The organism is Rhizorhabdus phycosphaerae (assembly GCF_011044255.1).
Taxonomy (GTDB): domain Bacteria; phylum Pseudomonadota; class Alphaproteobacteria; order Sphingomonadales; family Sphingomonadaceae; genus Rhizorhabdus; species Rhizorhabdus phycosphaerae.
Window position 1 is genome coordinate 1100843 of record NZ_CP049107.1, and the last position, 17906, is coordinate 1118748.

Here is a 17906-nt window from a genome sequence, read left to right on the forward strand (position 1 = left end):
TGATCAGCGGCGATCGCCGAGGAACTGCAGAAGGAAGGTGAACATGTTGATGAAGTCGAGATAGAGGGTGAGCGCACCCATCACCACCGACTTGCCGGCGAAATCGGTGCCGGCCACATAGAAATACATGCTCTTGATCTTCTGCGTGTCATAGGCGGTCAGGCCCGCGAAAAGCAGCACGCCGATCGCGCTGATCGCCAGATTGAGCGCCGGCGACTTGAAGAAGATGTTGAGCAGCGAAGCGACCAGCAGGCCGACAACGCCCATGATCAGGAAGGTACCGAAGCCCGACAGATCCTTCTTCGTCGTGTAGCCCCACAGGCTGAGCGCGGCGAAGGCGGTCGCGGTCGAGAAGAAGGTGATCGCGATCGACGAGCCGGTATAGACCAGGAACAGCGACGCCATCGACAGGCCCATCACGCCCGCGAAAGCCCAGAACAGGGCCTGCGTCGCAAAGGTCGACAGGCGATTGATGCCGAAGCTCAGGACCATCACGAAGGCGAGTGGCGCAAGGACGATCAGCCAGCGCAGCGGGGTTGCGAAGAGCTGCGCGGCGAGTCCGGACTCGGCGAACAGCAGAGCCACGACACCCGTCAGCAGGACGCCCGACGCCATATAGTTGTAGACCGAGAGCATGTAGGACCGCAGACCGGCGTCGAAGGCTGCGTCGGCCACACCAGCCCGTGACGCGGCGGGCGCGGCAGTCGCTCGGGGGTCAGACCAATTTGCCATGATGTCACTCTCTCCAAAAGAAACGGCGAAATGCCGCTTGCCGCCAATATCGGCAGGAACAGAACGCTTTTCAAGCATAACCCGACGCAAAATGGACGATGCCGCTTGCGTTACCGTCTCAGATGCGACGAAACTTGGCGATGCACCGACTTTTCGTGGCGCTGCGGCCGCCCGCACCGATGCGCAGCATTATTTTGTCACATATGGGCGGCGTACCCGGCGCGCGCTGGCAGGCTGACGAACATCTTCACGTGACGCTGCGCTTCATCGGGGAGGTGGACCGACACGCCGCCGCAGACGTCGTGGCGGCGCTCGGCGCGGTGAGGCACCCGCCCCTCGACCTGCAACTGAGCGAGATCGGCTGCTTCGACCGCAAGGGGCGGATCGACGCGATCTGGGTCGGCATCGGACCGGATGGGCCGATCAGGACGCTTCATCTCGCCGTGGGACAGGCGCTGCAACGGGTCGGCATCCCGCCCGACCAAAGGGCGTTCGTTCCCCACGTCACGATCGCGCGCTTCTCCCGGACGAGCGCGCCAGCAGCGCCCTTGCCGGTCGCATCGCTGACGCCGCCCCCAATCGCTGCCCGTTTCGATCACTTCCTGCTGTACGAAAGCCACCTGGGCAGCGCCGGATCGACCTATGAAATGGTCGAACGCTACCCCTTGGTCTGATCCGGACTCTCCGCGAGGCTTCGCAGCAGCCCGTCTATGCCCAGCCGAATATCGGATAGCGCCGCTTCGAAGGCTGTGTCGTCGCCAAAATAGGGATCGGCCACGTCATCCCCCGGGCGGTGGGGAACATGGTCGAGCAGGAGTTCCAATAGCGCGGTGCCGTCGGCGGGCGCCAGACGTCGCAGGTCCCGAAGGACGCTCGCATCCAGCGCCACCATTCGATCATAATAGCCGAAGTCGGACATCCGTATCTGGCGCGCGCGCTGCGCCGAGATGTCGATGCCGTGCCGCGCCGCGACCGCAATCGCTCGGGGATCGGGTTTTTTGCCGATATGCCAGTCGCCGGTTCCCGCCGAGTCGATCTCGACGGGAAACGCGGCGTCGATCGCCGTAGCGCGCATCACGCCTTCGGCGAGCGGCGAACGGCAGATGTTGCCGAGGCAGACGAACAGGATGCGGGCTGGTCCGCCCTGCACCGTCACGACTTGGCCACGACCCCGCAGGCCAGGCGTCCGCCGGCGTTACCGGTGGGATCGGTCTTATAGTCGTCGGCGGCAGCATGGATGACGATCGCCGCGCCATCAGCATCGAGCAGCGGGTTTTCGCCGCCCGATAGCATCGCGCCGCTTACCGTGGTGCTGAGCGTTCCCGTTCCGTCGGCCGCCACGGTCATATTGGGCATATCGCCCATGTGCGCACCCGCCGGGTTGTCTCGTCCGTGTTGATGCTTGGCGGGATTCCAATGCCCCCCCGCGCTCGCGAAATCGGGGGCCGTGCAGGTACCGGTGGTGTGGATATGAACCGCATGCACGCCCGGCGTGAGGCCCGATGCCTTCACCTGAACCATGATGGCGTCACCATGCTGCATCAGGGTCGCCTTGCCGATCGGCTTTCCCGCCGCATCGACGAGATTGGCCTGCGCCATGTCGTGGCCCATCGCCTGGTGCCCGGCATGCTGGGCGGGTGCCGAAGATGCGTAGAACGCCAGGCCCGCTGCGGCGGTGAGGGAAATGAGCGAGGAAAGTGAACGCATGACCTGATCTCTCCTTAAGTCGTTGCTGTCGGCTGCCGAACGCGACGGGGCGGCGCAATCGACAGCTGGTTGCGCCAAAGAAAAAGGGGCCGGCCCGAAGACCGACCCCCTATTCCGTCCATCATCGAAAAATCGATGACGGAACCGCTTACATTCCGGCGCCGAAGGTGATTTCGACGCGACGGTTCTGCGGCTCGCGGACGCCATCGGCGGTGTCGACGAGCGGGCGGCTTTCGCCGAACGCTTCGGTGACGATCGCCGAGTCCGGCACGCCCTTACCAGCGAGGTACGCCTTGACGGCGTCCGCACGGCGCTGGGACAGGCCGACGTTGTACTGGTCGCTACCCGACTTGTCGGCGTGGCCGGCAAGCTGGACGCGCGCCTGACCGGTCGTCGCATAGGCGTTCGCCGCGTTGTCGAGGATCGAGGCGGCCTCGGCGGTGATCGCCGACTTGTCCCAATCGAAGAACACGATGAACGGACCCGGCGTCTCAACCACCGGCGGCGGCGGAGGCGGCGGGGGCGGCGGCGGGGGCGGCGGGGGCGGCGGGGGCGGCGGCGGGGGCGGCGGTGCAGCCGGCTCGCCGAAGTTGTAGATGAGGCTCAGCAGCGCGCTGTGCGAACGCCACGTACCCTCATAGGACGCTCCGACGCGGTCGATGACCTTGACGTCCTTCACCTGGAAGTAGCGATACTTCAGGCCGACATCGACATTGGTGCTGACCGGATAGCGAACGCCGGCGATCGCCTGCCAGGCGAAGCGCGAGTCGCTGTCGTTCAGGAAGTCATCGCCCGAGACGTTGTAGTTGGCGAGCTTCACACGCGCCACGCCGACGCCGCCGCCGACATAACCCGAGAAGCCTTCCTCGCCACCGAAGTCGAGCAGGCCGTTCACCATGAAGCTCAGCGCGCTGTTCTTGCCGCTGGCTTCGTTATAGGTGCCGGCCGGAGCACCAGCGCCGCCGATGTTCGCAGGCGTACGCGCTGCGGTGGTGGCGAAGCTGTTCACGCGATTGCGCTTGTAGCCGACTTCACCTTCGAGGCGGAAACCGCCGAAGTCGTAGCCGACGATGCCATCGACGTCGAAGCCGATGTTTGTGTCTACCGTCGCGCGACCGCCAGCCGGTGCCAGCGTCGAACCGCCGACATCGAACTTCATGTCTTCCATGAGCATACCACCGCCCTCAACACCTACGTACCAGGCGTTGTCACGAGCGAAGGCGGGAGCGGCGAGCGCAGTAGAAGCGAGCGCTGCCAGGATGGCAAGCTTGCGCATATAAATCCCCTTTCCAACAGGTTCCATAAGGAACTGTGTTCACCTAAACCATTCACCCGGATGCGTGCAAGCGCAAGCGCATCCGTTTCTGCGGCGACCGGCCAACAACACGGAAGCATGTTCCGCGATACTATCGACCACCCAGACAGCCGCATAACGACCCTGTAATGAAAGGGTTGCCTCGGCGCTAAAAAAATTTCGCAGCTGTTTCGGCATGTGGCTTTCGAGCAACAGTTTCCCGAAAGAATCTATGCCTCGAATGTCCGCGCAATGGGTATCAGCAGCGCGTTGGGATGCGCCGTTCCCGGCTTCAGGGGGGAGTTGTAATAGGCATGTTCCACGGGCCCCGCAGGCTCCAGCCCCCGCGCCTCCATCCAGTTTCTCAGCTCTGCCTCCCGACGGGCGAAGAGCTTGTCGGAGGGCCGACCGGGAACATGGACCACGGCGACGTCCCGCGCGGGTCGTTCGACGATGACGATGCCATGGGCCGGCGGCGTCAGGCCGGCCGGATCGATCGCGGCTGGTAAAAGAAAACGGATCTTCCACGCATCACCGGCCAGAGCCTCACCGAACACCGGCATCACGATCGGAATCTCGTCGCCCTCGCGCCCCTCGCCGAACATATAGTCGGCGAGCAGACCGAAACCGTTGCCCAGCGCGCGGTCGCGCGAGCCCTGCTGAACCGTTTCGAGCATCAACAGCGCCGGGTATCGCCTGATCTCGAACGCACCGTCGGTCTCGAGCGTCTCGTGCAGCGGCGCTCTCGCCCCGCGCTGCTTGATATAGACATAGGCGGCACCGGCCGCTGCCGCTGCCGCGACGCCCGCCAATATCCTGCCCCAGCCGATCCTTGCCATGCAGCACTCCTTCCGTTCGCCGCATAGGCGGCGACGCTGACGATGGCCATAGCCGGCTTTCCGTCATCGGGATCCTGTCCTAAGCAGCGGGCAAGGCCCTTCCCCCGGAAGAACTGATGAAGACCCGTATCCGTGAAACGAGGCTCGCCAAGGGCCTGACCCTGCAAGAGGTGGCGCAACGCTGCTCGCCCCCGACCACGCCGCAGACGCTCAGTCGCCTCGAACAGGGCAGCCGAACCCTGTCGACGGCGTGGCTCGGCCGGATCGCCTCGGCGCTCGACGTGGCGGTGACGGACCTGATCGCCTTGCCGCCGCCGCCGCAGCGGATCGTGGATGCGGTACTGGGAATGGACGGGGCGGTCGCGATGACCGGGGATGAGGCGGTGTCGATGCCGGCGCTGCCCGATCAGGCGCTCGTGATGCGCGTGGACCATGGCATCGGCGAATATCGCGCGGGCGACATTCTCTGGCTTGAGCGCATCACCGCAGAGGGGTTCTCGCGTGCGCTCAACCGCGACATATTGGTCCCGCGGCCGGGCGGCCGCTTCGCCTTCGGGCGGCTGACCGACCGGCAGGGCAACCGCCTGCACCTCGTTCCCCCCGGTCAGGGACAGCGTCAGATCGTCGTGGCGGATGCCCTGTGGATCGCAATGGCGGTGCAGTTGCTGCGACCGCTGGGCTGACGCGCCTTGCCTATGACCGGTACCCGGCGCATCATCCTGGCATCATAAAAATAGTTCGCAGGAATCCCGCATGTCCAACATCGAAGACCCCGCCCTCGGCGGGACGACGCCGCGTCGCCGGCCCAAACCCGAAATATTGGAGCTGGACGGTCGCCGTCTCCGGCCATCCACGCTCATGATGGGGCATGGCTATGATCCGATGCTGTCGGAAGGCGCGCTGAAGCCGCCGATCTTCCTCACCTCCACCTTCGTCTTCGAGAGCGCCGCCGCCGGCAAGCGGCATTTCGAAGGCGTCACCGGCAAGCGGCCCGGAGGTGCCGACGGTCTCGTCTATTCGCGCTTCAACGGTCCGGACCAGGAGATATTGGAGGACCGCCTGGGCATCTGGGAGGATGCGGAGGACGCGCTCAGCTTCTCGAGCGGCATGGCGGCGATCGCTACGCTGCTGCTGGCGACGGTGCGTCCCGGCGACGTGATCGTCCACTCGGCGCCGCTCTATGCTGCGACCGAAACGCTGATCGGGCGTATCCTGGGCAAATTCGGCGTGTCCTGGCTCGACTTCCCCGCCGGGGCCACGCCCGAGGAAATCTCGGCCGTGATCGAGGCTGCCAGGGCAAAAGGGCGCGTTTCGCTGATCTACCTGGAGAGCCCGGCAAACCCGACCAACGCGCTGGTCGACGTCGAGGCAGTCCGTGACGTCCGTGACCGCCTGTTCGCGGGCGAGGAGGACGTCCCCCCGATCGCGATCGACAACACCTTTCTGGGCCCGCTCTGGTCGAAGCCGCTGCGCCACGGCGCCGACCTCGTCGTCTATTCGCTGACCAAATATGCCGGCGGCCACAGCGACCTCGTCGCCGGGGGCGTCGTCGGCGCCAAGAAGCTGCTCGACCCGGTCCGCGCGATGCGCAACACGATCGGCACGATCACGGACCCGAACACGGCCTGGATGCTGCTGCGCTCGCTGGAGACGCTCGAGCTCCGGATGACGCGGGCGGGCGAGAATGCCGCCCGGGTCTGCGAATGGCTGCGCGCCCAGCCGCAGGTCGAGCGCGTCGGCTATCTGGGCTTTCATGAGGACGGGTCGCGCCAGGCCGACATCTTTCGCCGCCACTGCACCGGTGCGGGGTCGACCTTCTCGCTCTATCTCAAGGGCGGCGAGACCGAGGCGTTCGCTTTTCTCGATGCGCTCAAGATCGCCAAGCTGGCCGTCAGCCTTGGCGGAACCGAGACTCTGGCGAGCCACCCGGCCGGCATGACGCACTTATCGGTATCGGACGAACGCAAGCGCGCGCTCGATATCGGTGACAATCTCGTTCGCATCTCGATCGGTATCGAAGATCCGGACGACCTCATCGCCGACTTCGCGCAGGCCTTGCGTCACATCGTCTGACCAGGCCAGGGACGCCGGCCCGCAAGGGTCGGCGTCTACTCCCTTCGAGGCCAAGGCACCGCGTCGAAATAATCTCCCATCGCCCGCGCGGCACGATCGGTCAGCTCGATGAAAACCCGCCGGCCATCCTCGGGGTCGGCCACCCGGCGCAGCAGCCCGGCATCGGTCAGCTGCTTGATCCAGCGCAGCGCGGTCGTGGCCGGAACCGCAGCCGCTATGCACAGACTCGACACCGCCACCGCCCGCCCCTCGAGCCGTGCGGCCGTCAGATCGAGAAGAATGTCCCACGCCGGATCGGCGAACAGCCCATGCCCGAACAAATGCTCGCGCATTCGGCGTGCGCGGATCATGTCGCGAATTGCTGCGGCATCAAGCAGCATGCGGTCGGTCGTCACCGACTCGTCGCCGGCAGTCAGCCCATAAGGCTCGCGCTCTTCGCGCAGGGGCATGCCCAGCCCCCGGGTCAATGTGTCCGGCAGAGGGGGCATAGCCGAGAGCTGCGGCAATCCGGACAGGCCCTTCAGCCGGACATCCTGGAGAACCGTGCCTTCAGCCGAAAGGCGGTCGGCGATGACCTCCTCCAGGGCGCGGCTGTCACGCCCGACGACGAGTTCGACATCCTCATGTCCTACCCGCGCCAGCACGATGTCGAGAACGTGGGGCGACGCCACCACGACGCTCGAGAAATGGCGGTGGCGTGCCGCGCGATCCACCCGCCGAAGCAACTCGTCCAGCGGTTCGCCATGATCGCGGCTGACGTCGATGATGACCAGGTCGACCGACAATTGCGGATCGAGGCGGTCGAGGGCACCGGTGAGGGGCAAAGTTGCGGCCACCTTGCCGCCATGCGCTTCGGCATGACGGACGGCAGCCGAGGCACCATCGACTGAGTCGCTGAATATCAATATGGTGGGAGAGCCCCCCCCGACGTCCATAAACTATCTCCAGCACGCTGAAAAACATGCCCGCCCCCGCGTGCCATGTTGCTGTAAAAACTAGCAAACAGCAAAGTGCTGTCAGCACAGAAATGGTCCGTTATGGATGAATTCATCCAAAATCACGCGAACTGCGGTGACTTGGCAACAATCACCGCGCCCAGGATCACGTGAATCACGGCATGATTGCAACCGGCGAGCGCTGCGCTGGAACGGCACGTGCCGTGCATCGTTGACGATCATCCCCTGAAGCGGAGACCGTCATGTCCGATAGCTATGCGAGCAGAAACAAGCAGCCGCCCCACAAGATCGCCTCGGACGACCCGGTGGCCATAGCCCTTCTCAAGGAGGAGCATCATGCCTTCCGTGCGCTGTTCGATGAAGCGGAGGAGGCGAACCCCGAGCGGCTCGTCCAGATCGCGCGCGAAATCTGCATGCGCCTGACCGTGCACATGGCGATCGAGGAAGAGATACTCTACCCGGCGCTCCGGCCCCTACTGGGCGACGACGAGGTCAATGAAGGGATCGTCGAGCATCAGTCCGGCAAGCGGATCATTGCCGAACTCGAGCAGCTCAACGGCGATGAGCCGCTGTTCGCCTCGAAGATCCACGTGCTCGGCGAGGAGACGATCCACCATATCGACGAGGAAGACGAGGACATGTTCGCCGATGCGCGCGAGGCGCATAAAAAGGGGGAGATCGACCTCGATGCCCTTGGCGAGACCTTGCGGGCCCGACAGGCGGAACTGTACGACCAGATCATCTCGACCGGCGAGACAGGCCGCACCCATGAAGCGCAGCCCGACGAGGTTGCCCGCACCTGATTCCGACGAAGGCGAGGGACGGGCTCAGGGCCTGCCCTCGCCACGCCACATCCTCAGCTGTCGCTTTCGCGCTCGATATCCGCGCCGACTGCAGAGAGCTTCTCTTCGAGCCGCTCATAGCCGCGGTCCAGGTGATAGACGCGGTGCACGCGCGTTTCGCCCTCGGCTGCCAGTCCGGCGAGAACGAGGCTCATAGAGGCACGCAGGTCGGTCGCCATCACGTCGGCTCCAACGAGCCCGTCCACGCCCTTGACCACGGCCGTGCGGCCATGAACCTGGATATCGGCGCCCATGCGCGCCAGTTCCGGCACGTGCATGTAGCGATTCTCGAAGATGGTTTCGGTCAGCACGCTGGTCCCATCGGCCAGCGCGAGCATGGCCATGAACTGCGCCTGCATGTCGGTCGGGAAGGCAGGAAAGGGCGCGGTCGACAATGTCAGAGCCGACGGGCGGCCACTGGCGGTAACGCGAATGCCGTCGTCCTGCCCCTCAATGGTGACGCCCGCCTCACGCAATCCCGCCAGAATCGCTTCCATGTCCTCCAGTCGCGCGCCGGCAAGCAACAGGTCCCCGCCGGTCATCGCGGCGGCGCAGGCATAGCTGCCCGCCTCGATCCGATCGGGCATCACCTCATATTCCGCCCCATGCAAGCTGGTCTTGCCACGGACCGTCATGCGGTCGGTCCCGATGCCGTCGATTTCGGCACCCATCGCGACCAAGCAGCGCGCGAGGTCGACGATCTCCGGCTCGCGTGCGACATTCTCCATGACGGTGTCGCCCTGGGCGAGCACCGCCGCCATCAGGGCATTTTCAGTGGCGCCGACCGACACGACCGGAAAATTGATCCTGCCGCCGCGCAAGCCGCCGCTCGGTGCGGTGGCCCGGACGTAGCCCGCGGTAAGCTCGATCTGCGCGCCGAGCGCCTCGAGCGCCTTGAGATGGAGATCGATCGGCCGATTGCCGATGGCACATCCGCCGGGTAGCGACACGGTCGCCTCCCCTGCCCTGGCCAACAGCGGTCCGAGCACGAGGATCGACGCCCGCATCTTGCGCACGATGTCATAGGGCGCGACCGTCGAGGCGATCACCCTCGCCGACATCGTCATCTCGCGTCCGATCAGATCCCCCTGGCCGCGCCGCACCGTGGTCGACACGCCCAGCTCGTTGAGCAGATGGCCGAAGCCGTCGACGTCGGCCAGCCGGGGCAGGTTGGTCAGAGTCAGATCTTCGCCCGTGAGAAGCGCGCAGGGCAGAAGCGTTAGCGCCGCGTTCTTTGCCCCGGAAATCTGCAGGCGGCCGGACAGGCGGTTTCCGCCCCGAATAGTGATGCGATCCATGAACCGCCTGTATCGGGGAGTCGCGCGCGCCTCAAGCGCGGGCTTCGCGACTTGGATTTGTCATCGCCCCTCAACACCGGCGTCACGGACGTCCGATACCCGCCGCCCCGACTTTATCTTTCAGGGGGTTATCGATGAACCGTTCGCATCTGCTCGCCAGTGTGGCGCTATTGTGCCTCGCATCCGCCGCGACGGCGCAGGAGGTAGACGACATCGTCGTGACCGGCCAGCGTGCCCAGCAGGAGCGGGCCATCGCCGCCAAGCGCGATGCGATCGGCATTTCCGACGTGGCTGCGGGCGATGAGATCGGCCGTCTTCCCGACCGCAACGTCGCCGAGGTCGTCGAGCGCCTGCCCGGCGTGGGCGTCACCTATGATCAGGGCGAAGGCCGCTTCGTGTCCGTCCGCGGCATTCCGTCCGACCTCAACGGCTACACGATCAACGGTATCGAAATCGGCAACCCGGATGGACAGACCCGTGCCCTGCCCCTGGACGTCATATCCGGCCAGCTGCTCAACCGGGTGGAGGTTTCGAAGGCGCGCACGCCCGACATGGACGGCCAGGGCATCGGCGGCACGATCAACCTCGTCACCCAGACCGCCTATGACTTTCGCGACGCCTTCTCGCTCGTCGCCAATGCGCAGCTCGGCTATCAGGAATTGAACGACAAACGCCCGATCCGCGGCGACGTGGCCGTCGCGAAGCGTTTCGGCAGCGAAGAGCAATTCGGCATCGCGCTCGGCGCCAGCTATTCGGACCGCACCTACACCAGCTACGGTCTCTACCCCGACGATTGGCGCCCGGTGGCCGGCGCGGCGCGCGGCGGGCTGCCGATCAACGTCAAGTATACCGATTACAGCCTGAAGCGCGAGCGGATCGGCGCCACGGGCTCGCTCGACTGGCGCCCCGGCGAGGACCACCAATTCTATCTGCGCGGCATCTACAGCAAGTTCACCGAGGACGAATATCGCCAGCGCTACCGGCTCGATTTCGCGACCGACGCGCTGGTCAACTCGCGCGCTTTCAACCTCGACGGCAATGGCCTGACGGGTACGGTCACGGGCACGCCCAATGTCGGCGTCGGCAATGGATCGGGCCCCGAGCGCCGACAGGACCTGCGCCAGGAGCACAAGCAGAAGTCGGTGCTCGCCGGCATGCTCGGCGGATCGAGCCGGTTCGAGCTGCTCAAGCTCGACTATGTGCTGGCCCGCGTCCACAATGAGGTGCGCGAGCCCAATCAGCTCTGGCAGTTCCGCTGCAACCCCGGGACGGTCGACTTCGACTTCACGGACAAGGTCTTCAGCGCCGCACCGCGGACCGAGTGCAGCGCGTCGCAAATGAACTTCCGCCAATATACCGAACAGAACGAGCGCGGCGACGAGGACATCTGGCAGGGCAAGATCGACCTGACCTATGACCTCGCGTCACTCGGCGACGGCAGCTTCCTCAAGTTCGGCGGCAAATATCGGACGACGGACAAGGATTTCGACGCCAACAACGACGTCTGGACCCGCGGCGGCAGCGCAGCCACCCGCTTCACGCTCGCGCAGTTCGGCCTGGCCGGCGAGCCGGTGCTGTCCTATCCGAAGGCGGGCAAACCCTATGTCGTTTCGCCGGTGATCGACCTCGACGCGATCCGCGCGTTCACCGCATCGAATCTGGCGGGCAGCCTGTTCGTGAAGGACAATGCGACGTCGCTATCCAATGCGACCCTCAACGATTTCGTGGTCGGCGAAGATGTCTGGTCCGCCTATGCGATGGCCAATATCGATCTGGGCGCGATCACGGTCACCCCGGGACTGCGTTATGAGCGCACCAAGCTGAACGTGACAGGCTTTCAGCTCGCGAGCGCCAATGGTGCTGCGGCGAGCGTCGTTTCGGTCCGCTCGCACAACAGCTACGATGATTTTCTGCCGAGCATGATCGTCCGGATCACCCCCTCCGACCACACCGTATTCCGGCTGGCCTATACCCGCAGCATCGGCCGCCCCAATTATGCGCAGCTGTCGCCGAGCGGGTCGCTCAGCTATGAGGACGGCACCGTGGCGGGTACGTTCGAAGGCAGCATCTCGTTCGGCAACCCCGACCTGAAGCCCTATCGCTCGGACAATTTCGACGCCACGGCCGAATGGTATTTCGCGAAGGGAGGCCTGCTGAGCATCGGTGTCTTCGCCAAGTTCATCAAGAATCCGATCTTCACCCAGACCTTCACGCAGAACAACGTGACGCTCGACGGGCGGACCTACGCGATCCTGCGCACCACCCAGCCGCTCAATGCGGACCGGGGCGATATCGTCGGCATCGAGGCGCAGTATCAGCAGCAGTTCACCTTCCTGCCGGGCCTGCTGTCGGGCTTCGGCGTCAGCCTGACGGGCACGCTGACCAACTCCACGCTGCGCCTCACCGACGGCAGGACCTCCACCTTCCCCAGCCAGTCGCGCTATCTCTACGGCGCCGAACTCTTCTATCAGCGCGGCCCGCTGGAGGGTTCGATCGCCTATCACAACACCGGCAGGTCGCTGCTCGCAGCGGGCGCGATCGACTATCAGGACCAGTATAATGACGACCTGCGGCGGCTAGACGCGAAGATCAGCGTGGCGCTCAGCGACAATATCCGTATCTTCGCCGAGGCGCAGAACCTGACCGATGAGCCCACCCGCCAATATCAGGGCGGACGGCAAGATTGGGTGATCCAGAACGAACGCTATGGACGGACCTATTATGGCGGCATCTCGGTGAAGCTCTGATGGCAGCGACGCTCCTCGCCCTCGCCCTAGCCCTCTCGCCCGCCGTCGAGCAGAAGCGGATGGCGGCAGAGGATGCCCGGCAGGGCGTCGTGTCGGACGGCCGCCACCTGTTCGCCATCGACAATGCGACGATCGCAAAGCTCGATCCCCGTGCGGGAAGCGTCCTGTCGCGCTGGAGCGGAGACCCCGCTCTGTTCCGCCATATGAACTCGTGCATCGCTCTCAAGGCGAGGCTGGTCTGCGCGGCGTCCAACTATCCGAAGACGCCGATGGCGAGCTCGGTCGAATGGTTCGACACACGGAGCATGAAGCATGTCGCGTCGCGCAGCCTCGGCCCGGGCCGGGGTTCGCTGACCTGGCTCGACTGGCACGATGGCAGCTGGTGGGCCTGCTTCGCCAATTATGACGGCAAGGGCGGCGATGCGGGCCGAGATCACCGGTCGACCACAATCGTGCAATATGATTCCCGCTTCGTCGAACAGGGCGCCTGGCTATTGCCCGACAGCGTGCTCGAGCGCATGGCGCCATATAGTTCGTCCGGCGGGGTCTGGGGCCGCGACGGCTATCTATATGTGACCGGTCATGATCGACCCGAGCTTTACGTGCTCAAACTGCCGGAAGCGGGATCCGAATTATTGCATGTCGGGACGATGGCGATCCCGACCAATGGCCAGGCCATTGCCTGGGACCCGAACGAGCCCCGACTGCTCTGGTCGATCGAACGATCGACACGGTCTATCGTCGCGAGCCGGGTTCCTCCGGTCGACGAGCAGGCTGCAGCGAGGCGATAAACCGTCGGGGAACGACGCTTGCCTGCGACGTCAAGCCTGGATCAGGCCTTTTCCAGCGTGCACTGCAGCGGATGCTGGTTCTGGCGGGCGAAGTCGACCACCTGGCTCACCTTGGTCTCAGCGACTTCGTAGCTGAACACGCCGCACACACCCACACCCTTCTGGTGGACGTGCAGCATGACGCGCGTCGCATCTTCGATGTTCATCCGGAAGAAGCGCTGAAGGCAGAGGACGACGAATTCCATCGGGGTGTAGTCGTCGTTGAGCATGAGCACCTTGTAGGGCGACGGCTTCTTGGTGCGCGTACGCGTGCGCGTCGCGAGACCCAGGCCGGTGCCTTGATCCTCGCCATCCTTGCGCGTCGCCATGCGGATAGCGGCATCGATATGGTTCAGGTGGCTCATCGTCAGCGCGGGACTCAATACAGGAACGGGATCGCCAGAATATGGCACCGTCGGCAGCTTCGGCAAGGGGGCGGCGACGGGTTGCGGCTTTCCGAACCCCATAAAACGACGAACCGGCCATTCCCTTTGGGGAATGACCGGCCCGAAATCCGTTACTGGATCGAGATCAGAGCGAAGCCGACTTGATCTTCTCGGCGGCAATCGCTGCGCGGCTCGACAGCGGCTGCATCACCTCGCCGGCAAGCTTCAGCCACGACTCGGTGAGCTTCGATGCCTGCGCGACGGCGCCGTCGAAAGCCGACTTGGCATAATCGCTCTGCAGCTGGAACAGCTCGGTCGGGGTCTTGACGGTCGCCATGCTCTTCATCGTGGCGGTGGCCGTTTCGAAGCTCTTCTTGCCATATTCGGCCATATCCTGGCCGAGAACTTCGGCGCCCTTGGCAGCGGTCTTGGCAGACGTCGCCAGGGCTTCCATGTTGCCCTTGGTGAACTCGGCGATTTCCTCGCCAGCCTTGGCGGTCTTTTCGAAGGCGGCCTTGGCGCGATCGTTGAAATCAGACATCATGAATTTGACCTTTTCAGCAGCAGCCTTGGGCTGGGGTTGGACGGTGGTGGCCATAGCGGGCACTCCCTTCTTTTCCGGCGTTGACGCTGCCGGTGCGGGCTTCGCCACAACCCCCGAAGGAGCTGCGGGCGCAGGAACTGGGGCGGATTTGACGGAGACGGCGGCCGCAGCCTTAGCGACAGGCGCCGGAGCGGCCTGCTTGCCTGCCACAGTCGCCGCTGCTGCCGACTTGCCCTTTGCCACAGGGCCAGCGTCAGCCACGATAGCGGGCTCGGGCGGCTTGGCCGGCGCACTTCCCGCCGCACGCCGGTCGGCAACGGGTACCGATACGGTCACGGGCTTGGCGGAACCGCCGACACCAGTCTTCCGAGTGATCTTGTTCGCCATCGAATCACGATCCACTGTCAATGTTGCGTCGCACAATAAACCTTTTTCCGTCTGGCGCAAGGTCTTTTGTGCACTGCAACACGGTCGACCGACCCGGCTTCAGCCCGGTCCGCCGCCCTTTGCAAATGGTCTAACGAGGTTCGTTGACGCTTTTCTTGCAGACTCGCTATCGCGTTCGCACATAACGACCGGGCGCATCCTCGATCGCCGGACGAGGCCCCTGCCCCGGCACTCGCGCGCCTTCGGCAGCCACCTGGCTGGGATCGATCGCCTGGATCCAGGCGACCCAGTCCGGCCACCAGCTGCCGGGCGTTTCCTTGGCTGCCCGCTCGAACGCCTCAAGTGAAGCCTGCGGCGCATCGCAGGTCCAATATTGATATTTGCGGGCTGCCGGCGGGTTCACCACACCGGCGATGTGCCCCGATCCGGCCAGCACGAATCGCTTCGGCCCCGCGAGGTGGTCCATGAGCTTCCAGACGCTGCGAACCGGCGCTATATGATCCTCCCGGCCCGCCTGAATATAGGCCGGAGTGCCTATCCGCCGGAGATCGATCGGAACCCCGTCGATCGTTACGCTGCCCGGCTGGGCAAGGCGGTTGTCGCGGTAAAGGTCCTGCAGATAGGCCCGGTGCCATTTGGCGGGCAGGTTCGTGGTGTCGCCATTCCAGTGCAAAAGGTCGAAGGCAGGATAATCCTCGCCCAGTAGATAGTTCTGGACCACATAATGCCAGATCAGGTCGCGGCCGCGCAGCAGGTTGAAGGTCGCCGCCATGTAGCGACCGTCGAGAACGCCCGTGCCCTGGGTGAGGCTGTCGATCAGCGCCATCTGCTCATCGTCCACGAACAGCTGGAGATCGCCGGCTTCGCTGAAATCGACCTGGGCGGTGAAGAAGGTCGCGCTGGCGGCCTTGTCCGCGCCGCCGGTCGCCTCGAGATAGGCGAGCGTCATGGCCAGTGCGGTACCGGCGACGCAATAGCCGATCGTATGAACCTTCTCGACGCCGAGCAGATCGCGGACGACGTCGATCGCATCGACCTGACCGCGCACGACATAATCGTCCATCGTCACGTCGACCATCGTCTCGTCGGCCGACTTCCACGACACCACGAAGACGGTAAGCCCCTGCTCCACCGCCCAGCGGATGAAGCTGTTCTTCGGGTTCAGGTCGAGGATGTAGAAGCGGTTGATCCAGGGCGGGAAGATCAGCAGCGGCACCCGAAGCACGCTTTCCCCGACCGGATCATATTGGATGAGCTGGTAGAGCGGAGTCTCGTGGACCACCTTGCCGGGCGTGGCAGCTATGTTACGCCCGACCTCGAACGCTTCGGGGTTGCTGTGGGTCAGCTGGCCGCGCCCCATGTCTGCCATCATATGCTCGATACCGCGGAGAAGGCTTTCCCCCCGCGTTTCGAGTATCCGTTCGAGCACCAGCGGATTGGTCAGCGGAAAATTGGAAGGAGACAAGGCGTCGGCCGCCGCCTTCACGGCAAAGCGGAGCTGTTCGCGCTGGCGCGGCTCGAGTCCCTCGATCGCATCCACCCCTTTGAGCCAGACGTCGCAGAGCATGACATAGGCATCGGCGATGATGCCGAAGATCGGCGAGGACCGCCACTGGTCCGCCTTGAAGCGCCGGTCGCGCGCCGCCTCCGTCCCCGGCTGCCCCTCGAGCAACTGCCCGAACACCCCGAGGCCCGCCTTGAGCAGGTCGGCCTGCTGGTCGGCAAGCTTCGCGGGATCGGCGAACAGCGGGGACGGCATGGCAGGAAGGCGCAACTCCTCCGGCAGCGCGGCCATCGTCTCGGCCATCTGCTCCATCATCAACTGCTGCGCTTGCCCGATGACCCCGGTCCAGTGCTGAAGTTCTCCCAGCGTCGGCACCTCGCCCTCGCTCCGTCCGCCGTCCTTGTCCGCCATGCCAGCTCCCAGCCTCAGCTTTTTTCACGATCCCGCCTGCAATCGGCGCGCAGAATCTGTATAGGTCGCGGCGGCGACCATGGGGGATGGATCCCCGCTCGCCAAGTCCGAAACCCGAAGGAAACGAAATGTCCGAGGAATTCTACCGCATCAAGCGTTTGCCGCCCTATGTCATCGCCGAAGTCAATGCGATGCGGGCAGCGGCGCGAGCGCGGGGCGAGGACATCATCGACCTGGGCATGGGCAATCCCGATCTGCCGCCACCCGACCATGTGATCGAGAAGCTGTGCGAAGTCGCGCGCAAGCCCGACGCCCATGGCTATTCGGCGTCGAAGGGCATCCCCGGCCTGCGCCGCGCGCAGGCGGGCTATTATCAGCGGCGCTTCGGCGTCGAGCTCGACGCCGACAGCGAGGTCGTCGTCACGCTCGGATCCAAGGAGGGCCTGGCCAATCTCGCGCAGGCGATCACCGCACCCGGCGACGTCGTGCTGGCGCCGAACCCGAGCTATCCGATCCACACTTTCGGCTTCATCATCGCGGGCGCGACGATCCGTTCGGTGCCGACGACCCCCGATGAACGCTATTGGGAAGCGCTCGACCGTGCTGTGAAGTTCACAGTGCCGAAACCCTCGGTGCTGGTGGTGGGCTATCCGTCGAACCCGACCGCAGAGGTCGTCGATCTCGCCTTCTACGAGCGGCTCGTCGCCTGGGCGAAGGAGCACAAGATCTGGGTGCTGTCCGACCTGGCCTATTCGGAGCTCTATTATGACGGCGTTCCGACGCCTTCGATCCTGCAGGTGCCGGGCGCCAAGGACGTGGCGGTGGAGTTCACCTCCATGTCCAAGACCTACAGCATGGCCGGCTGGCGGATGGGCTTCGCGGTCGGCAACAAGACGCTGATCTCGGCCCTGACCCGCGTCAAATCCTATCTCGACTATGGCGCGTTCACGCCAATCCAGGCCGCGGCCGTGGCCGCGATCAACGGACCGCAGGACATCGTCGAGAAGAACCGCGAGCTTTACAAGAAGCGCCGCGACGTGATGGTGGAAAGCTTCGCCCGCGCCGGCTGGGAAATCCCGTCGCCGCGCGCGTCGATGTTCTGCTGGGCGCCGCTGCCTCCGGCGGTCGCGCATCTCGGCAGCCTCGAATTCTCGAAGCAGCTACTGACCCATGCGGGCGTCGCCGTGGCGCCGGGCGTCGGCTATGGCGAGGATGGCGAGGGCTATGTCCGCATCGCCATGGTCGAGAATGAGCAGCGCATCCGCCAGGCCGCGCGCAACATCAAGCGCTACCTCCAGTCGATGGGCGTCAACGCCGGTTCGCTGAAGGCGAGCTGAGGGCATGAAAAAAGGGGAG

The 17906-nt window shown here is 64.7% G+C and carries 17 protein-coding genes; 7 read left to right on the forward strand and 10 right to left on the reverse strand.

All coding sequences use genetic code 11. The features are described from left to right. Nucleotides 1–3: 3 nt before the first annotated feature. The gene (locus G6P88_RS04975; protein WP_165322111.1) at nt 4–732 is read right to left on the reverse strand and encodes a Bax inhibitor-1/YccA family protein; all 729 of its coding nucleotides are present in this window, start codon (nt 730–732) and stop codon (nt 4–6) included. A gap of 140 nt (nt 733–872) precedes the next feature. Here G6P88_RS04975 and thpR point away from each other — a divergent pair, with 140 nt between their 5' ends. Then, nucleotides 873–1406, forward strand: a complete 534-nt coding sequence (gene thpR, locus G6P88_RS04980) for an RNA 2',3'-cyclic phosphodiesterase (RefSeq protein ID WP_165322112.1) — start codon at nt 873–875, stop codon at nt 1404–1406. On the opposite strand, the gene G6P88_RS04985 is transcribed toward thpR, so the two are convergent. The 4 genes from G6P88_RS04985 to G6P88_RS05000 form a co-directional block, all read right to left on the reverse strand. After that, nucleotides 1391–1888 carry a low molecular weight protein-tyrosine-phosphatase gene (locus G6P88_RS04985; protein WP_425594475.1) on the reverse strand — a complete coding sequence of 166 codons (498 nt, stop codon included), beginning with the start codon at nt 1886–1888 and terminating at the stop codon, nt 1391–1393. The two genes, thpR and G6P88_RS04985, sit on opposite strands and share 16 nt — an antisense overlap. Beyond that, nucleotides 1885–2439: a superoxide dismutase family protein gene (locus G6P88_RS04990; RefSeq protein WP_165322114.1), complete on the reverse strand. Its 555-nt coding sequence runs from the start codon at nt 2437–2439 to the stop codon at nt 1885–1887. The genes G6P88_RS04985 and G6P88_RS04990 overlap by 4 nt, the downstream gene beginning before the upstream one ends. A 148-nt stretch (nt 2440–2587) precedes the next feature. Next, a complete protein-coding gene (locus G6P88_RS04995) occupies nt 2588–3715 on the reverse strand; it encodes an OmpA family protein (protein ID WP_165322115.1) in 1128 nt (375 codons plus the stop codon). A 248-nt stretch (nt 3716–3963) separates the two neighbouring features. Beyond that, nucleotides 3964–4572, reverse strand: coding sequence for an SOUL family heme-binding protein (locus G6P88_RS05000; RefSeq protein WP_165322116.1), 609 nt, complete (start codon nt 4570–4572; stop codon nt 3964–3966). A gap of 116 nt (nt 4573–4688) precedes the next feature. Here G6P88_RS05000 and G6P88_RS05005 point away from each other — a divergent pair, with 116 nt between their 5' ends. After that, entirely contained in the window at nt 4689–5255 is a 567-nt protein-coding gene (locus tag G6P88_RS05005) for a helix-turn-helix domain-containing protein (RefSeq protein ID WP_165322117.1), read from the forward strand. A 70-nt stretch (nt 5256–5325) separates the two neighbouring features. Beyond that, nucleotides 5326–6645 carry a cystathionine gamma-synthase family protein gene (locus tag G6P88_RS05010; RefSeq protein WP_165322118.1) on the forward strand — a complete coding sequence of 440 codons (1320 nt, stop codon included), beginning with the start codon at nt 5326–5328 and terminating at the stop codon, nt 6643–6645. A 35-nt stretch (nt 6646–6680) separates the two neighbouring features. On the opposite strand, the gene G6P88_RS05015 is transcribed toward G6P88_RS05010, so the two are convergent. Further along, on the reverse strand, nt 6681–7580 hold the full coding sequence (locus G6P88_RS05015; RefSeq protein WP_165322119.1) for a winged helix DNA-binding protein: 900 nt from the start codon (nt 7578–7580) through the stop codon (nt 6681–6683). A gap of 263 nt (nt 7581–7843) precedes the next feature. On the opposite strand from G6P88_RS05015, the gene G6P88_RS05020 reads away from it, so the two are divergent. Further along, nucleotides 7844–8404 (forward strand): hemerythrin domain-containing protein, encoded by a 561-nt coding sequence (locus G6P88_RS05020; RefSeq protein WP_165322120.1) that lies wholly within the window; start codon nt 7844–7846, stop codon nt 8402–8404. A 53-nt stretch (nt 8405–8457) separates the two neighbouring features. Here G6P88_RS05020 and murA read toward each other — a convergent pair whose 3' ends face one another. Beyond that, nucleotides 8458–9741 (reverse strand): UDP-N-acetylglucosamine 1-carboxyvinyltransferase, encoded by a 1284-nt coding sequence (gene murA, locus G6P88_RS05025; RefSeq protein WP_165322121.1) that lies wholly within the window; start codon nt 9739–9741, stop codon nt 8458–8460. 134 nt (nt 9742–9875) lie between these two features. Here murA and G6P88_RS05030 point away from each other — a divergent pair, with 134 nt between their 5' ends. After that, nucleotides 9876–12488, forward strand: coding sequence for a TonB-dependent receptor (locus G6P88_RS05030; protein ID WP_165322122.1), 2613 nt, complete (start codon nt 9876–9878; stop codon nt 12486–12488). Then, nucleotides 12488–13279 carry a hypothetical protein gene (locus G6P88_RS05035; RefSeq protein WP_165322123.1) on the forward strand — a complete coding sequence of 264 codons (792 nt, stop codon included), beginning with the start codon at nt 12488–12490 and terminating at the stop codon, nt 13277–13279. Before G6P88_RS05030 ends, G6P88_RS05035 begins: the two co-directional genes overlap by 1 nt. 41 nt (nt 13280–13320) lie before the next feature. Here G6P88_RS05035 and clpS read toward each other — a convergent pair whose 3' ends face one another. The 3 genes from clpS to G6P88_RS05050 all read right to left on the reverse strand — a co-directional run bounded on the left by clpS (nt 13321) and on the right by G6P88_RS05050 (nt 16550). Further along, nucleotides 13321–13683, reverse strand: a complete 363-nt coding sequence (gene clpS / locus G6P88_RS05040) for an ATP-dependent Clp protease adapter ClpS (protein WP_425594476.1) — start codon at nt 13681–13683, stop codon at nt 13321–13323. Between the two features lie 166 nt (nt 13684–13849). Continuing rightward, nucleotides 13850–14695, reverse strand: a complete 846-nt coding sequence (locus G6P88_RS05045) for a phasin family protein (protein WP_226946729.1) — start codon at nt 14693–14695, stop codon at nt 13850–13852. A 106-nt stretch (nt 14696–14801) separates the two neighbouring features. Beyond that, the gene (locus tag G6P88_RS05050) at nt 14802–16550 is read right to left on the reverse strand and encodes a PHA/PHB synthase family protein (protein WP_165322124.1); all 1749 of its coding nucleotides are present in this window, start codon (nt 16548–16550) and stop codon (nt 14802–14804) included. A 128-nt stretch (nt 16551–16678) separates the two neighbouring features. On the opposite strand from G6P88_RS05050, the gene G6P88_RS05055 reads away from it, so the two are divergent. Continuing rightward, a complete protein-coding gene (locus tag G6P88_RS05055; RefSeq protein WP_165322125.1) occupies nt 16679–17887 on the forward strand; it encodes an LL-diaminopimelate aminotransferase in 1209 nt (402 codons plus the stop codon). Nucleotides 17888–17906: the final 19 nt, after the last annotated feature.